This is a genomic window from Flaviaestuariibacter terrae, from assembly GCF_054777635.1.
Window position 1 is genome coordinate 1,244,506 of record NZ_BAAHAL010000008.1, and the last position, 15,968, is coordinate 1,260,473.

15 protein-coding genes are annotated in these 15,968 nt (G+C 60.7%); 6 read left to right on the top strand and 9 right to left on the bottom strand.

The features are described from left to right. Positions 1-43: 43 nt before the first annotated feature. The gene (dusB, locus tag ACYU7Z_RS13525; RefSeq protein WP_460572412.1) at positions 44-1,075 is read left to right on the top strand and encodes a tRNA dihydrouridine synthase DusB; all 1,032 of its coding nucleotides are present in this window, start codon (positions 44-46) and stop codon (positions 1,073-1,075) included. Positions 1,076-1,170: 95 nt separating this feature from the next. Here the strand turns inward: dusB and ACYU7Z_RS13530 are convergent, their stop codons facing one another. Continuing rightward, the gene (locus ACYU7Z_RS13530; protein ID WP_460571318.1) at positions 1,171-2,214 is read right to left on the bottom strand and encodes a bifunctional methionine sulfoxide reductase B/A protein; all 1,044 of its coding nucleotides are present in this window, start codon (positions 2,212-2,214) and stop codon (positions 1,171-1,173) included. A gap of 151 nt (positions 2,215-2,365) precedes the next feature. Between ACYU7Z_RS13530 and ACYU7Z_RS13535 the strand changes: the two genes are divergently transcribed. Continuing rightward, a complete protein-coding gene (locus ACYU7Z_RS13535) occupies positions 2,366-3,070 on the top strand; it encodes a porin family protein (RefSeq protein ID WP_460571320.1) in 705 nt (234 codons plus the stop codon). Positions 3,071-3,207: 137 nt separating this feature from the next. Here the strand turns inward: ACYU7Z_RS13535 and ACYU7Z_RS13540 are convergent, their stop codons facing one another. From ACYU7Z_RS13540 to ACYU7Z_RS13555, 4 genes are read right to left on the bottom strand one after another with little or no spacing between them, the layout of a single operon-like run. Beyond that, entirely contained in the window at positions 3,208-3,666 is a 459-nt protein-coding gene (locus tag ACYU7Z_RS13540) for a DUF1801 domain-containing protein (protein WP_460571322.1), read from the bottom strand. Further along, a complete protein-coding gene (locus tag ACYU7Z_RS13545) occupies positions 3,663-4,712 on the bottom strand; it encodes an exonuclease domain-containing protein (protein WP_460571324.1) in 1,050 nt (349 codons plus the stop codon). The genes ACYU7Z_RS13540 and ACYU7Z_RS13545 overlap by 4 nt, the downstream gene beginning before the upstream one ends. A gap of 42 nt (positions 4,713-4,754) precedes the next feature. After that, the gene (locus tag ACYU7Z_RS13550) at positions 4,755-5,336 is read right to left on the bottom strand and encodes a GNAT family N-acetyltransferase (RefSeq protein ID WP_460571326.1); all 582 of its coding nucleotides are present in this window, start codon (positions 5,334-5,336) and stop codon (positions 4,755-4,757) included. Positions 5,337-5,344: 8 nt separating this feature from the next. Next, entirely contained in the window at positions 5,345-5,854 is a 510-nt protein-coding gene (locus tag ACYU7Z_RS13555) for a DinB family protein (protein ID WP_460571328.1), read from the bottom strand. 76 nt (positions 5,855-5,930) lie between these two features. On the opposite strand from ACYU7Z_RS13555, the gene ACYU7Z_RS13560 reads away from it, so the two are divergent. Then, complete coding sequence (locus ACYU7Z_RS13560) at positions 5,931-6,116, top strand: hypothetical protein (RefSeq protein WP_460571330.1); 186 nt, start codon at positions 5,931-5,933, stop codon at positions 6,114-6,116. Between the two features lie 186 nt (positions 6,117-6,302). Here the strand turns inward: ACYU7Z_RS13560 and ACYU7Z_RS13565 are convergent, their stop codons facing one another. After that, positions 6,303-7,454, bottom strand: a complete 1,152-nt coding sequence (locus tag ACYU7Z_RS13565) for a vWA domain-containing protein (protein WP_460571332.1) — start codon at positions 7,452-7,454, stop codon at positions 6,303-6,305. A gap of 70 nt (positions 7,455-7,524) precedes the next feature. Continuing rightward, on the bottom strand, positions 7,525-7,782 hold the full coding sequence (locus ACYU7Z_RS13570) for a CBU_0592 family membrane protein (protein ID WP_460571334.1): 258 nt from the start codon (positions 7,780-7,782) through the stop codon (positions 7,525-7,527). A gap of 226 nt (positions 7,783-8,008) precedes the next feature. Here ACYU7Z_RS13570 and ACYU7Z_RS13575 point away from each other — a divergent pair, with 226 nt between their 5' ends. After that, positions 8,009-8,527, top strand: coding sequence for a glutathione peroxidase (locus ACYU7Z_RS13575; RefSeq protein ID WP_460571336.1), 519 nt, complete (start codon positions 8,009-8,011; stop codon positions 8,525-8,527). 121 nt (positions 8,528-8,648) lie between these two features. Here the strand turns inward: ACYU7Z_RS13575 and ACYU7Z_RS13580 are convergent, their stop codons facing one another. Next, the gene (locus tag ACYU7Z_RS13580) at positions 8,649-9,335 is read right to left on the bottom strand and encodes an SIMPL domain-containing protein (protein WP_460571338.1); all 687 of its coding nucleotides are present in this window, start codon (positions 9,333-9,335) and stop codon (positions 8,649-8,651) included. Between the two features lie 224 nt (positions 9,336-9,559). Between ACYU7Z_RS13580 and ACYU7Z_RS13585 the strand changes: the two genes are divergently transcribed. Beyond that, on the top strand, positions 9,560-10,771 hold the full coding sequence (locus ACYU7Z_RS13585; protein WP_460571340.1) for a DNA polymerase III subunit: 1,212 nt from the start codon (positions 9,560-9,562) through the stop codon (positions 10,769-10,771). A 453-nt stretch (positions 10,772-11,224) separates the two neighbouring features. Then, a complete protein-coding gene (locus tag ACYU7Z_RS13590) occupies positions 11,225-12,892 on the top strand; it encodes a PSP1 domain-containing protein (protein ID WP_460571342.1) in 1,668 nt (555 codons plus the stop codon). A 112-nt stretch (positions 12,893-13,004) separates the two neighbouring features. Here the strand turns inward: ACYU7Z_RS13590 and ACYU7Z_RS13595 are convergent, their stop codons facing one another. Then, entirely contained in the window at positions 13,005-15,908 is a 2,904-nt protein-coding gene (locus ACYU7Z_RS13595) for a glycoside hydrolase family 3 N-terminal domain-containing protein (RefSeq protein ID WP_460571344.1), read from the bottom strand. Positions 15,909-15,968 lie beyond the last annotated feature (60 nt).

Here is a 15,968-nt window from a genome sequence, read left to right on the forward strand (position 1 = left end):
GAATGGTACCTTTGCGCCCGGCTGCAAGATAGCCGGTTTTGCCGTGGTGACCATTGATACGATACAGCTGCCCGACTTCCCGCTCCTCCTCGCCCCGATGGAGGATGTCAGCGACCCGCCCTTCCGCGCCGTGTGCAAGGTCAATGGCGCCGACCTTATGTACACCGAGTTCATTTCTTCCGAAGGACTGATCCGCGACGCCATCAAAAGCCGCCGCAAGCTCGATATCTTCGACAACGAGCGCCCCGTGGGCATACAGATCTTTGGTGGGGATGAGGAAGCGATGTCGCTGTCGGCGAAGATCGTCGATACCGTCAACCCCGACCTGCTCGACATCAACTTCGGCTGCCCCGTGAAAAAGGTCGTGAGCAAAGGCGCCGGCGCCGGTGTGCTCAAAGACGTCGACCTCATGGTGCGGCTTACAAAAGCCGTGGTCAACTCTACGAAGCTGCCGGTGACGGTCAAGACGCGCCTCGGCTGGGACGACGACACGATCAACATCGACGAGGTGGCCGAGCGCCTGCAGGACGTCGGCATCAAGGCCCTCGCCATCCATGGCCGCACGCGCTGCCAGATGTACAAGGGCGTGGCCAACTGGGAGCCCATCGCCCGCGTGAAAAACAATCCCCGCATTCATATTCCCATCTTCGGCAACGGAGATATCGATACGCCGCAGAAGGCGCTCGAATACAAGAACCGCTACGGCGTCGATGGTGTGATGATCGGCCGTGCCGCCATCGGCTATCCCTGGATCTTCCGCGAGATCAAGCACTTTGTGGCCACCGGCGAAATGCTGCCGCCGCCCACCGTGCAGGAGCGCGTCGATGTCATCCGCCAGCACCTGCACCGCTCGGTGGAGTGGAAGGGGCCGATCGTAGGCATCAACGAAATGCGCCGCCATTACACCAATTATCTCAAAGGCCTTCCCAATATCAAGGAGTTCCGCTCGAAGCTGGTCACGCTACCCGAAGTAGCGCCCATCGACGCCGTGCTCGACGACGTAGTGAAGTATTACGGAAGCCTCGAGCTCCCGCGCCCGGAAGAATATTTCTATGCAGGCACCTGCCGGAGTTAATCTGCCGGTCTGCTAATAAGAAAGCCCTGCATCGCAGGGCTTTCTGTTGGTATAAAGAATGTATTAGCAGATTGGCAGACTATCTCATTAGCAGACTACCCCTCCGTCTTCAAAAATCCCTTGAAGTACTCCCGCATCTTCGACAGTTTCGGCGAGATCACGCTCTGGCAGTACGCCTTCGACGGATCGTTCTTGTAATAATCCTGGTGCTGCAATTCGGCGGGATAAAACTTCTGCAACGGTGCTATCTCGGTTACGATCGGCTTGTCGAAATGCGGCGCGAACTCCTGCACCACCTCCCGCGCGATGCGCGCCTGCTCCTCGCTGTTGGTGAGGATGATCGAGCGGTACTGCGTGCCCACATCGGCGCCCTGGCGGTTGAGCGTGGTGGGGTTGTGCATGATCATGAACACGCGTAGGAGGTCGGTATACGAGAGCACCGCCGGGTCGAATTCCACTTCCACTACCTCGGCATGACCCGTGTTTCCATCGCACACCGCGTAGTAGGTCGGGTTATCCGTGTGGCCGCCGGCATAGCCGGAGGTAACGCTGTGCACGCCCTGGAGCTGGTCGAGGTAGGCCTCGATGCACCAGAAGCAGCCACCCCCGACCACGGCCGTTTCCAGGTGGCCGGATTCGGTGGGTTCCGCTTCCGTAGAACTACGGTCGGCGCTTTGGGTCGCAGCCTGGCCTTGCTGCGATTCAGTTTTTTTTAAGGAAGCCGAGTTGATGCAGAAGCGCAGTCCCGAGGGGCGCGGGCCGTCGGGGAACACGTGGCCCAGGTGCGCATCGCACACGTTGCACAACACTTCCACGCGCTCCATTCCCCAGCTGTTATCCAGCTTATAGCGGATCACGTTATCCTGCACCGGCTCGGTAAAGGAGGGCCAGCCGGTGCCCGATTCAAACTTGGTTGTCGAGTCGAAAAGCTCGGTGCCGCAGCACACGCAGGCATAGATCCCGGGCTCGTGCGCTTCGCAGTATTCGCCCGTGAAGGCCCGCTCGGTACCGTGCTGGCGCGTTACGCGGTATTGCTCGGGCGTGAGTAGCGCTTTCCATTCCTCGTCTTTCTTTTCCACGCGGCGCGGCGGCGCGGCCGGCGTCTTCGAGCGCTCGAGTACATCGTTCCAGTTCATCATGAGTAACCTTATTTGGTACCTACGAATTTCGGCACGGGCCAAATCGGGCACCTCTGCGCCTTTAACGAAATCTTACGGACGGGCGGCAAACCCCGCAAACCCTTTTGCCTTCTAATAGGTAATTGGGCCGTTAACCCCCACAACCGAACTTATGAAACAACACGTACTCCTCGCCGCCGGCCTCTTTGCGTCGGCTGTATCCTTCGCTCAGTCCAGCAATTTTGCTTCCTCGCAGGCGGCTGCAAAGTCGGGCCCCGCCGTCAGCATCCGTGCGGGTGTTACGTCGGCCTCCATCATCGGCAACGCCAGCGAAAGCCTCAATAGCCTCGTCGATTATTCCAGCGGCATCTTCCATACGCAAAGCAAGATGGGCTTCTATGGCGGCGCCTCCGTCAATATCCCGCTTGGCGGCGCTGTGTCGGTGGAGCCCGGTCTCTACTACGACCAGAAAGGATACCTCCTCAAAGGCTCGTACGATTTCAAGGGGATAGCTTCGGTACTGAGTCCTTCGGCCAAGGCGCAGCTCAACCAGCATTATATCTCGCTGCCGGTGCTGATCAAAGGAAACTTCAACGGCTTTGAAGTGTTCGGCGGCCCCGAGGTTTCGTACCTCGCCAAGTCTGATCTGCATGTTACCGCGGGTGCCCTTGGCTTCAACGCGTATAACGATCACTTCAACACGGCCGACCAGTTCAACAAAGTCGACGTGGGCCTGATGGGCGGTGTCGGCTACCAGTTCGCCAACGGCTTTAACATCCGCGCCGCCTACGACCGCGGTCTCACGAAGGTGGACGCCAACCGCAATATGGACGCCTACAACCAGGCATTCAAGGTAGGCGTGGGCTTCCGGTTTTAGTAATCTGCTAATTAGATAGTCTGCTAATCTGCAAGTCTGCTAATAAAGAACGCCGCCCATTGGGCGGCGTTCTTGTATTTTGTTGGTACGTCTACGGCATTAGCAGACCAGCAGATTAGCAGACTGCCCCATTGCTCCTACTTTTTCTTCAGCACACTTTCGTAGCGCTCGATCCATTGCTGCGGGGTCATCTTCTTTGCCAGCTCCGCGATGAGCGCGTAGGGGATCTGGTCGGGCTTCTTGAAGCGGATGCAGCTCTTGCCCATATCGAGCTTTGTTTTGCTGTGCTTCGGGTATTCGGCCACGAACCAGTCGAGCAGCGGGCCGTCCATATACATGCCCATGTGGTACAGGGCGATGAAGTTCTTTTGGCTCGCGAGGCTCACAAAGGGGAGGGCCATCTTCGGGTCGCAATGGTAGCCGGCTGGATAGGTGCTGTGCGGCACCACCCAGGTGACCATGCCGTAAGCCATCCGCGGCTCAAAGCCTTCGGGAAGATTCTGTTGCATGGTATCGAGCAGTTGCTGCATCGGGCCCTGGCGCTCGGCGGGCAGGTGCGCCAGGTATTCGTTTACGGTGGTGGCGGTGGAGGTCATGCGGGTTCGTTTTCGTTGCGTTGCGGCGCCAGCTGCACATCGAGCAATTGCAGGAGCAGCAGTTGCGCATCCTTGTGTACAAAGGTGAAGGAAGCCGGTGGCTCGTTGAGGTAGTTGATGGTCAGGCGGCCCTTTTCGCTGTAGGTGCTGAAGGGAAAGATGTCCTGTCCGAATTTAAGCGTGGCATACAGGGCCGAGGCGACGGCGCTGTTCTCGGTGAGGCGGTTGGCGGCGAGCCATTCGCTGAGCTGCCGCTTCCAGACAATGTTCATCTGGATCCGCTTGATGGCGATCTTGGTATCGGCCGAGAAGTCGCCTTTCATCATCCACTCCAGGTAGTCGGGCTCGCTTTCGGCGCGCTTGCCTTTGTGCTTCCCGAAGTTGAAAACGATATCACCCGATGCGTCGCGGATAAAGCGGCGGCTCAGGTCTACGGTGCCGTCGTCGAGAAGGTTGTGGAGGAAGCTCGTATTGGGCTGCAGGTCTTCGTAGCGGAGCAGCTGCTGCTTGAGCACATCGATGGTGGCCAGCACGTCGGCCTTGGCGCTGTGGGCCTTGTCGTGGTCGCGGTCGCAATAAAAGCGGACGGCTGCGGCCAGGTCGCGCTTTTCGCGCTGGTGGTAAAGGGCCATCACATCCACCATATGTGTGTCGCTGACCTTGATCGGGTATTTGCCGAGGCGGGCGAATTCTTCCATCAGCATCGGCACGTCGAAGCGCTTGATGTTATAGCCACCGAGGTCGCAGTTGCAGAAGAAGTCAGCAAGCTCGGCAGCCTTCTCGGCAAAGCTGGGCTTGTCGGCCACCATGTCGTCGGTGATGTTGTGCACGGCGGAAGCACCGGCGGGGATCGGGATCGTTGGGTTGAGCAGCTCGTACAATTCTACCTGGCTGCCGTCGGGGAGGAGCTTTATCGCGCAGATCTCCACGATGCGGTCGGAGGCGACGCTGGTGCCCGTTGTTTCGAGGTCGAAGAACACCAGGGGGCGCTCGAGCTCAAGGAATTTCCCGGAAGGTTTTGGTAAAAAATAGGGCTGCTGCTCCACAGCACGAAAATAGCCCGAAAAGTCCGAACGGGAACGCTCTCCCTACCCTTCCTTTTCCGCTTTGTTTCCCGCGACCTCGGGTCCCGCCGGGGCGTACGCGCTTTTCAGGAGCCCGAACAGGACCGAATCGTGGAGCACGCCGTCCACGTTCCAGTGCTCGCGGAGCACGCCTTCCTGCGTAAATCCAAAGCGCCGCACCAGGCGGAGGGAGGGCTCGTTGTCGCGGCCGATCAGCGCTTCGACGCGATTGAGGTTCATCTGCTGGAAGCCATAGGCCAGCACACGCGCCAGCGCTTCGCGCATCAGGCCTTCGCCCCGGCGCTCCGTTGCCGTCAGCGCATAGCCGATCTCGGCACGGCGGTGCTGCGGGTACCAGTTGTGGTAGCCACAGCTGCCCAGCGTGCGGCCGCTTTCCTTGTCGAGCAGCTGAAAGTAGCGGATCGTGGAGCGGTAGGTTTCCATGCCACCGAGGCCACGCGCCCGCTCCATGGCGAGGGCGTCGCCGTCGACGCCGAAGAATTCGGCCTGCTGTGCGGCTGTGTAATGAAGAAACACGTAGCGGTAGATCTCCTGCGTGAGGAGGCGAAGCCGCAGGCGCTCGGTCTCGATGTATTCGAATTGCATGACTGTAGTTATACGGTTACGGGTAGTCGTTCCTTCAGCTCCTCGACGTGACGCTGCGTGTGGTGAACTAGGAAGTAGAGCCAGTCGCTCGCCGTCATATTGCCCAGCACCGGGTGCGGGTACAGGCGGTTGTCGATAGTCAGCGTGCCGCCGCTGAGCGCGTCGCGGAGGGCCTGGCGCTGCCCGAGAAAACGCTCCTCGAAGGCCGCGCTGTCGGCAAAGGCACCGGTCGGCACAAGGCGGTCGGGCGCCTTGATGCGGATCGCCCGCTTGTTGACCACGAGGTGATAGATCTTGTCGCTGCCGTGCACCGTCTCGCCTTCGTGCTGCTCGGTGGTTGGGCGGCCAAGCAGCCCGATCACCAGGGCCTCGGTAAGGCAGCAGTGCTCGAGCACCTGCAGGGGGCTCCAGCCTTCGCCGGCGCGTTGCTGCAGGGCTTCCGGGCTGAAGCGGCCGGCCACCGCAAGGGCTTCCTTTTCGGAGCGTGCGAGCAGGTCGAAGTAGGCGCTGAGTTCCATAGCACGATTCTTTGAATAAAGATAGCGCAATGGGCGGGGCCCGGCACCGCATTTGCGCACCTTCGGAAAAGAGTATATGGAACACGATAAAGAAGCGAAAATGCCGCCGCGGGCACCGGAGCCCATGAAGGTGGAAAACAGCAAGCACAGCCGCGATGCCGAGCTGCGGCCCGATGCGCACTGCGACGACCGCGCCCGTGCCGGGCACTCGGGCGAGGGCGACCGGACCGATACGGACGAGATGCACCGCCTCGCCGACTAGGTCGATGCCCCCAAAGTTTGCAGGTGGGCGCTACCCGGAAACGCTTGCCCTTCAGTTGCCCGCTCAGCGTTAGTGTCAGCGCCTACCGCATTTCTACGGACGCACTCGCCGGGTGTGCGGGGATGCCACGTGCGGACCCGGCCTGCTGCTGCTTGCGGGCCAGCAACCCCGTAACCAAAGGTTGACTTACCTGATCGTGTAGCCGTTGCGCTGCACCTGCGCCTTCAGGATCTTCTCCATTTCGCTTTCGAGGGTAGCCTCGCTGGCGCTGTGGGCTGCGCGGCGCTTGCGCTCATCGGCCAGCCATTCTTCGCGCTTGCGGCTTATGTCGGCAATGTCGCCGCGGACCTTGTTGCGCTCGGCACGCTTCGTCTCGAGCACTACTTTCAGCTGCGCGTCCGTCTTGGTGCGCAGGCTGTCGGGCAGAGTGCCGCGGTCCACGCGCCGGTAAAAGCCTGTATCGGCCTCGTAGGCATCCACCATCTCCCAGCTCGAGTTGTTGTACAATGCGCTCTTGCCTTTCACCGCCGTGCGTGCGGCCGCCGAAGCCTTGTTGTGTCTAAGGTTCAGCCCGTCTGTCACGACCACTTCCTGCATCGCGGCCGCGCCCCGCGTACCGAAGCCGACCATAGTGCCGTTGAATTTTTCGTTGAGTGTGTAGAGCGCGCTGTCGTACGGGGTAGAAATGTCTTCAACCTTTGCATCGCTGTTGATGCTGGTATACGATCCGCTGGCGCATTCGGAGCCGAGGTTCCAGAACTCGCTGATGCCCTGCGCCCGGTCGCCGCAATAAATGCTGTTGATCACGATGCCCCTGGCGCGGGCGGCGGCGCAGGCCTGCGTCCACGGAAGCGAGCCCTGGCGGAAGCTTTCATTACCGGCGATAAAGACCGCCTTGTAGGTGCCGGTATCCTTGTCCCAGGCAAGATCCTTCACCGATGTATAAATGACCTGCCCGCAGTATTCTTCGCCACCATCGGTGCTGAGGGCAAACAGGCACCGGGAAAGGCTGTCGAGGTTGCGGGTAAAGGGCATCAGCTGTTTCACATAGCCGGCGGAAGCGTTGTTGCCGGTCCGGCCGTATTCATACAGGGCGATCTCGATCTGCGCTGTGCCGCGGTTGCATTCGGCGCGGCCCAGTACGCTCACGAGGTTCCAGAGCTGCGCTTTGGCCTGGTCGATAAGACCGTCCATGCTGTTGCTGACATCCAGGAGAAGCGCGATCTGTATGCGCGGCGCGGGTGGCTTCGCAGGCGATCGGTCAGGGGCAAACGAAAAGAGGAGGGGCAGTGCCAGCAGCAGGAGGCCGCAGAGGCGTGCGTGTGGTTTGGGTTGCATAAACAGGCTTTCCCGAAAGACAGGATCCACCGGGCAAAAGCATACGGCCGATGCTTGCTTTGTGACTTTTTTAACGATTGACGGCTTCTTCCTTTGGCCGCCGCGCAGCACGCCACCAGCCAATGGCCGATACGACCGTCCAGATGCCTTCCAGCAGCACGAAGGGCCAGTAAGGAATGAGCAGCGCCGCCGCGCAGGAAAGCGCCCCTCCCAGCGTGTTCAGGAAAAAGTAGGTTGCATTGAGCGACAGCTTGCCCCAGGCATTCAGAAAGTAGGCGATCAGCACAAGCGATACGCCGGCGGTCCCGATCCAGTCATTGAATTCCATAGGCAAAGGAATGTGGTAATGTGGTGATGTGGTAATGTGGTAATGGGGTATGGGACTTCGGCGGCGCTTCGCATGAACCGAATCAACGCCGTCCTGAGCCTTCCGAAGAAAGGTACACGTGCGCCAGCCAACTTCAAACTTCAAACTACAAACTACAAACTGCTTGCCGCCGAGCTGTTCGCCAACCTTTACCGTTTATCTTTGTTGTTGGTCAAAATAATCCACCATGAAAATTGCACTCATCGCAACCTTTATTACCATGATACTCAGCGCCAGCAGCATTTACGATTTCAAGGTGGACGGCCTCAGCGGCGGCACCATCGACTTCTCCAAATTCAAAGGAAAGAAAATCCTGGTGGTCAACACGGCTTCCGAGTGCGGCTATACGCCCCAGTATGAAGGCCTCGAGCAGCTGTACAAGGCCTACGGCAGCAAGCTCGTGATCGTGGGTTTCCCCGCCAACAACTTCGGCGGACAGGAGCCGGGCTCCAACGAGCAGATCGGCGCCTTCTGCAAAAAGAACTACGGCGTTACCTTCCCGATGGCCGCCAAGGTGTCGGTGAAAGGCGACGATACCGCGCCGCTGTTTCAATACCTCGTGGCCGAAGCCAAAAAGCAGGGCGTCGAAGACCCCATCAAGTGGAACTTCACCAAGTTCCTCATCGACGAGAACGGCAAGCTGCTCAAGGTATTTCCCAGCAAGGTGACGCCGATGAGCGAAGAGATCACTTCGTACCTGAAGTAATTGGCTAATGGATTAGTCTGCTGGTCTGCTAATACAAGAACGCCGCCCCGATGGAGCGGCGTTCTCTATTTTGTTGTTCCGTCTAAACTATTAGCAGCTGGCAGATTAGCAGACTTGCCCATTACTTCAACGCAAACTTTACGTGAATGCTTACGTTGACGCGGATCTTTTCGAAATCCACGCGCGGGTTGTTGTCGCCCTTGGCGCGGTAGTACCCCCGGGCAATGGGCTGGCTGATCGTAGCGGCATTGTAGTCTTCAGGGTCGGAGATGAACAGCACACTTCCTACGTTCTGGTTCAGCGAGCGGGTCAGCGCCAGGGCACGGGCGCGCGCATTGGCCATCGCGGCGCCGCGCATCCGGTTGCGGATGGCCTCGAGGTCGCTGTGGTACACGTGGTCGATGAGGGCCGTTCCGAGGTTCAGCTCGTCGAGCTTCTGGAAAACCGCGCCGGCGCGGCTTGCAGAATTCACCTTGAGAAAGAACTGCTTCGTTCGCGTCACTTCTTTGCCCCGGAGCGCATACGAAGTGTAGGAGCTGAGGAAGTCGGAGGCGGCCAGGTCTTTCGTTACGTCGATGCCCAGTGCCTGCAAAGCACCGCTTAGCTTTTGCTCGAGCTCTTCGAGCGGCACGCGGTCGCGCGTGTCGCGTTCCGAGAGCGTGATCCGGATGTAGATCTCGTCGGGCGTCAGGGCCGTGTCGGCATTACCGGTTACTTCGATGTAAGGCTGATCGAGAAAATTTTTCGTCTGGGCGCCCGCCGTCGAAAGGAGCAGCAGGAAGAGCCCGGTAAGCAGTTGGTATCTCATGGGGTTAAGATACAATTACCCCGGCTTTTCGCCGCATCAATGCGGTGCGGTGCGCGTTGCCCGGACAGTTCCCTATTGCCCCCGCGGGTCGGCAGGCAAGGCTGCGGCACCCGCCACGGGGACCCTGCACCCGCCGGGCCTCCTCCAAAACCTTTAAAACCTCCAAAACCTCCAAAACCTCCAGAACCTCCAGAACCCTCAAATCCTCGTTGTATTTTGCACCCATGTTCCGCGACGTTATCGGCCAAAGTGAAGTGAAGCAGCATCTGGTGGAAATGGTGGCCCAGAACCGGCTTAGCCACGCGCTCCTGTTCCTGGGCAAGGAAGGAAGCGGCGCCCTCCCGCTGGCGCTGGCGTTTGCGCAGTACGTGGCGCTCCTGCCCACGAAGGAAGCCGAGCCTGCCGGCCTTTTCGGCGAGCCCGTGGAAGTAAAGCTCCCCGCCACCGCCGAGGCGGCCGATGCCTGGATGGAAAGCCAGCCCTCCGCATCGAAAGCGCAGGGCATGGTGCACCCCGACATTCACTATGCTTACCCGGTCATACCCCGCAAGTCGGGCGACAAGCCCGTCTCCACCGACTACATCACCGAGTGGCGCGAGTTCATCGGGCAGCTGCCCTACGGCAACGTATACGACTGGCTGCAGTTTATCGGCGCCGAGAACAAGCAGGGCAACATCACAGCGCACGAGTGCAACGAGATCATCCGCAAGCTGAATCTGAAAAGTTTCGAGAGCGGCTACAAGGTGCTCGTGCTCTGGATGCCCGAGTACCTCGGCAAGGAAGGCAACAAGCTGCTGAAGCTGATCGAGGAGCCGCCGGCCGATACGCTGTTCATCCTGGTGGCTGAAAACGAAAGCGCCATCCTCAATACCATTCTCTCGCGCTGCCAGCTGGTAAAAGTGCCGGCCCTCGAGCCCGCCGAGATCGAAGCCGCCCTGAAGGTCCGCGCCTCCGTGGCGCCCGATCAGGCCCGCACGCTCGCCAATGCCGCCGGCGGCTCGTACCGCGAAGCCCTGCACCTGCTCCAGCATGCCGACGAAGACTTCGGCGCCCTCCTCAAGGAGTGGCTTGGCGCCACGATCCGCTACATCCCGGCCGCCCAGCTCAAGGTGATCGAGGAGCTCGCCCGCCTCGGCCGCGAAAAGCAAAAGCAGCTGCTCCGCTACTTCACCCACCTCATCGAGCAGGCTCTCCGCCTCGAGGTGCTCCGTGGCCCCGCGCAGGAAGCCCTGCTCCAGACCTTCTCGGCCTCCGAGGCCGACTTCGCGCAGCGGCTCAACAAGGTGATGGACATCGCCCAAAAGGAGGCCGCCGCCACCGAGCTCGACGCCGCGGCTTATCATATCGAGCGCAACGCCAACGCCAAGATCCTTTTCCACGCCCTTACCATCAAGCTGTTTCACATCATCAAGAACCGGGTGGTGGTATCCGTTTAGGATCCATCTGAACGTCATTGCGAGGCGGCCACCGGAGGGAGGCAACGAAGCAATCGGCTTCGAGCGAGCCTGCCCGCGCTCTGACCGGAGCCGGTTGCTTCGGGCCTTCGGCTTCGCCTCAGGACCTCGCAATGACGGTTGAAAGGGACGTCTTCCGCATTTTATTTAGCCTATATTTGCTTTAAGCCCGCAAGGGCCTCGACATATATCCCGTGGTCCGGTCTTGTGCCGCCCGAATGACATCGCTATCGAAATCTCAGCATAAAAGGAGGCTCCCGTATAGGCGCCGCCCCTTATCCCGCCTGCTTCTGCCCTCTGAAGGCCCGGCTTTTTCGCCCGATGCGTCGGCGCCGGAACAGTCCCGTAACAGCAGGCATTATTGAGCTTCGTAGCCATTCCGTGCGCAGTCCCCTCCCCGGTCATTATTCAACTTTAAAGAGCAGATCTCGACATATGGGATGTGGAAACTGTGGCTCCAAAGGCACACCCAACGGTTGCAAAAGCAACGGCAGCTGTGGTACCAACAGCTGTAACCGACTCAACGCCTACGACTGGCTTGTGAACCTTCCGATCGTCGATACCGAAACGTATTGCCGCGTGGTGGAGATCACCTTCAGCCAGGGCGCCCGCAAGGAATTTTACCGCAACAGCACGCTCCAGTATTTTGAGCACGGCGAGCTCGTGGCCGTCGAAGGCGTCTCCGGCTTCGACGTGGGCGAGGTATCGCTGACCGGCGAAACGGTCCGCCTCCAGCTCAAGAAAAAAGGGGTCAAGGAAGGGGCTTCCGACATGAAGCGCATCCTTCGCCGCGCCTCCGAGCGCGACGTGGAGCTGTGGAAGCAGAACAAGGCCCGCGAGCGCGACGCCCTCATCCGCACCCGCGCCATCACCCGCCAGCTGAAGCTCAATATGAAAGTGAGCCAGGTGGAGATGCAGGCCGACGGCAAGAAGGCAACGTTCTTCTATATCGCCGACGACCGCGTCGACTTCCGCGAGCTGATCAAGATCCTCGCCGGTGAGTTCAAGGTGAAAGTAGAGATGCGCCAGATCGGTGCTCGCCAGGAAGCGGGAAAGGTCGGTGGCATCGGCTCCTGCGGCCGCGAGCTCTGCTGCGCCACCTGGCTCACGGAGTTCAAGAGCGTCAACACCGCCGCCGCCCGCTACCAGAATCTTTCGATCAACCAGACGAAGCTCAGTGGACAGTGCGGCCGACTAAAGTGCTGCCTTAACTACGAGCTCGATACCTACCTCGATGCCCTCCAGGGCTTCCCCGAGCATGCCGACCTGCTGCGCGTACAGCGCGGTACGGCCACGCTCATCAAAAAAGACATTTTCCGCAACCTGATGTGGTACGTGCTGCCCGACTCGTCGAAGCAGTATCCGCTTACCATCGAGCGCGTGAAGGAGATCAAGGCCCTCAACACGCAGGGCATCATCCCCGACGAGCTGGGCGTAGTGGAGATCGTGAGCGGCAAGGATAAGGAAGTGGAGCCCGAATTCGTGGATGTGGTGGGCCATATCAGCCTCCGCAGCCTCGAGAAGGCCGACAAGAAACGCCGCGACCAGCGCCGCCAGCAGCAACAGGGCGGACGCGGCGGTCAGAAAGGCGGCGGCGGCGATGCCAGGGGCGGCGCCCAGCAAGGCCGTGGAGCCGGTGGCGCCAAGTCCAACCTCCCCGTGCCCGCCCGCCCGCAAGGCGGTGGCGCCCAGGGGCAGGGTGGTGGTGGCCAGCGCCAGCGACCACCCCGTGCCGGCGGCGAAGGCCAGCAACCGAAGGCCGAAGGGCAGCAACAGCAGCCGAAGCTCCAGCGTGAGCCCCGTCCCCCGCGCGAGCCGCGCTCCCAGCAGGGCGGCGAAGGCGGGCAGCAGCAGCAGCCGAAGCAGCAACAGCAGCGTCCGCCGCGTGGCGAAGGCCAGCAGCCCAAAGGGCAGCAGGGTGGCGGCGAAGGTCGTCCCCCGCGTCAGCCCCGCCCGGGTGGCGGCCAGCAGGGTGGCGGTGCCCAGGGTGGTGAGAAAAAAGGCGAGGGCGGCGACAACCTCCCGCGCTCACAAGGCAGCCGGCGCCGCAGGGGCGGTGGCGGCGAAGGAAAATCAGACAATACGCCGAAAGCAGAAGGATAACGAAAAGGCCCCGCGAGTGCGGGGCCTTTTCGTTTGTAGTTTGGGGTTTGTAGTTTGGGGTAGGGTGAAGGACTGGATCTTACCGCACAAAACCCATATCCATCCAGAACCTTCAGAACCCTCCGGAACCTTCCGAGCCTTTTTCCCGCTCCAGCGCCCGGTAAATGGCATCCAGTATCTTCTCCCGGATATCAAGTGAGGCGAGCAGGTTCGTGCGGCCCGAGTTGACACGGTTGGAGAGGAATACGTACACCAGCTTCGTCTTCGGATCAGCCCAGACCGCCGTGCCCGTAAAGCCGGTGTGGCCAAAGGTTTCGGGCGACACAAAGCTTCCCGGGTAAGGCTCCTTGCGGGTATCGTTGTCGCGCTCCGGCTTGTCGAAGCCAAGACCACGGCGACTGCCGGCGCTGCCATAGTCCGTAAAGAGCCGCACCGTTTCTTCTTTCAGGTATCGCTTTCCATTGTATTCGCCACCGTTCACCAGCATCTGGTACAGCACCGACAGGTCCCAGGCATTGGCGAAGAGACCTGCATGGCCCGCAACGCCACCGAAGAGGGCCGCGGCCTCATCGTGCACATAGCCTTGGAGCAGTTGCTTGCGGAAGTAGGTATCGTACTCCGTAGGCACCACGCGCCCGGTGCCGGGATGCTGCGCCGGCACGAAGGTGGCGCTCGTCATGCCGAGGGGCGTGTAAAAATTTTTCTTTGTGTATGCGTCGAGCGGCTGCCCGCTGATGGCTTCCACCACCTTGCCCAGCAGGATGAAGTCCAGGTCACTGTACACATAGCGGCCCGGTGTGCCGAGGCGGCTGGCAAGGATGCGCTGCAGCATGCTGTCGGGCCAGTCGCGGCGCAGCCAGAGGTCGCGGGCCACGGGGATGGTGAACGAGTCGCTCGGCGCTGCGCGGTAGTAGCGCGGCGAGGGCAGCTTCGTGGCGGGGTCCATCGTTTCGGGGTAGAGCGGAATGCCCGCGGCAAGACCGGCCTGGTGCAGCAATATGTCGCGGATCTTCAGACCCGCCTTGTCGGTTCCGCGCGCGGTGGGCAGGTAGTCGCCCAAAGTGCCGTCGAGGCTAAGCCTGCCTTCGTCGTACAGCTTCATCAGCGATACGGTGGTGGCCGCTGTCTTCGTGATCGAAGCGAGATCGTAAACACTCTCGAGGTGCACGGGCAGAGACAGCGAATCGTTGTCGTAGCGGCCAAAGGCCTTGTGGTAGCGCACCGTTCCGTTCTGGATTGCCAGCACCTGTGCGCCGGGAAAGGCCTTGCGGGCCATGCCATCACGCACGATCGAATCGATAGCCAGCCAGGGCACTGAAAAGCCGACCGGCGTAAAGCGGCCAACGGTAGCAGCGCTGCCGTACGGAATGCTGCACACCGTCACGGGCAGGCGGCCTTTCGCGGGAAGGCCGCCCCGTAGAAATACGGCCGCTGTCTGCTCGGTGATCGAGTCGTCCTGGTAAAAGCCCACGAGCGTTTGCGCGGCGCAGAAGTTCTTCGCGGCATATACGTTGCCAAAAAGCAGCGTGGCCGTGGTAGGCCGGTTGAGGCGGTTCCACAGCGCCAGCGCGGAGCCGGAGATGCCGAAGTTGTTGGCGGTGCGGATGCTGTAGTCGTGCAGCCCCACGAGCAGCACGTCGTAGCGGCCTGCCAGCACAACCTGCGCGAGGCTGTCGGCGGCGCTGCTGTCCTGGCTGTAGGCGAAATGGAATACATCCATCGAGCCCTCGGCGCGGAGACGCCGTGCCAGCAAGGGTTCGCTGCTGTTGCCGATGGCCACGTAGGCCGCGCGCTTCGGGCCCAGGGGCAGCAGCCCGGCCTCGTTGCGGAGGATCGTTACAGTGTTGCGCGCCACTTCTTCGCGGAAGGCATCGGTCTCGGCATTCAGGTCGGCGACCAGGTTCGTGGTATCGACCGGCGCCAGCTTCGCGAGGCCGAGCGAGTACTTCGCGTAGAGCACTTTCTTAACGTGTGCTTCAATGTCTTTCCTGCGCAGCCGCTTGTCGTCGAGCGCCTGTTTGATGGCCGCGATCGCGGCCGGTACATCCTCGGGGAGCAGCAACAGGTCGTTGCCGGCTTCGAGCGCGCGCACCGCGATCTCGCCCGGGCTATAGTATTTCGTTACCCCCTTCATCTCGAGACCGTCGGTAAACGAGAGACCCTTGTAGCCAAGCTGCTCGCGGAGAAGACCGCCGACGTTGTTGCGTGAAAGAGAAGTAGGCAGGTTGCTCGTGGTATCGATGGCGGGAATGGACAGGTGCGCGATCATCACGCTCCCAACGCCGGCCTTGAATAGCTGCCGGAAGGGATACAGCTCCAGCGAGTCGAGGCTCTCCATCGACTTGCGGATCACGGGAAGATCAAGGTGCGAGTCGACCTCCACGTCGCCGTGGCCGGGAAAGTGCTTGGCCGATGCGAGTACGCCGTTGTCCTGCAGGCCTTTCATATACGCGATGCCGTAGCGGGCCACTTTTTCCTTGCTCTCGCCGAAGGAGCGGTAGCCGATGACGGGATTGTTGGGATTGTTGTTGACGTCGACCACCGGCGCGAAGTCGACCTGCACGCCGATGCGCTTCAGTTGCCGCGCGATGGAGCCGCCCATCTTGTACACGAGGTCTTCGTTCTGCAGGGCGCCGAGCGTGCTTTGATAGGGGTACCTCGTTACGCTGTCGAGGCGCATCCCGAGGCCGAACTCGGCGTCCATCGTTACCAGCAGCGGTGTTTTCGCGATCGACTGGTAGTGATTCGTGAGCATCGCCTGGCGCATGGGGCCGCCCTGGAAAAAGCAAAGCCCGCCGACATTGTATTGCCGGATGAGGCTGTCCACGTGGGCCACATGCTCGGGCCCCAGGTTGCTGTGCGCGCGGATGACGAAAAGCTGCGCGATGCGCTCGTCGGCGCTGAGGTGCTTGTAGCTGTTTTCCACCCAAGTGCGGGCGGCTTTATCGGTTTTCTGGGCAAAGGAGCTTCCGGCTGCAAGGAGCCAGCCGGAAAGAAACAAGATCCGCTTCATCATACGCTGTAAAGACACAATTTAGACCAAAACGTTTTGCGCCTTCTTGTTAAAACAGGCGGC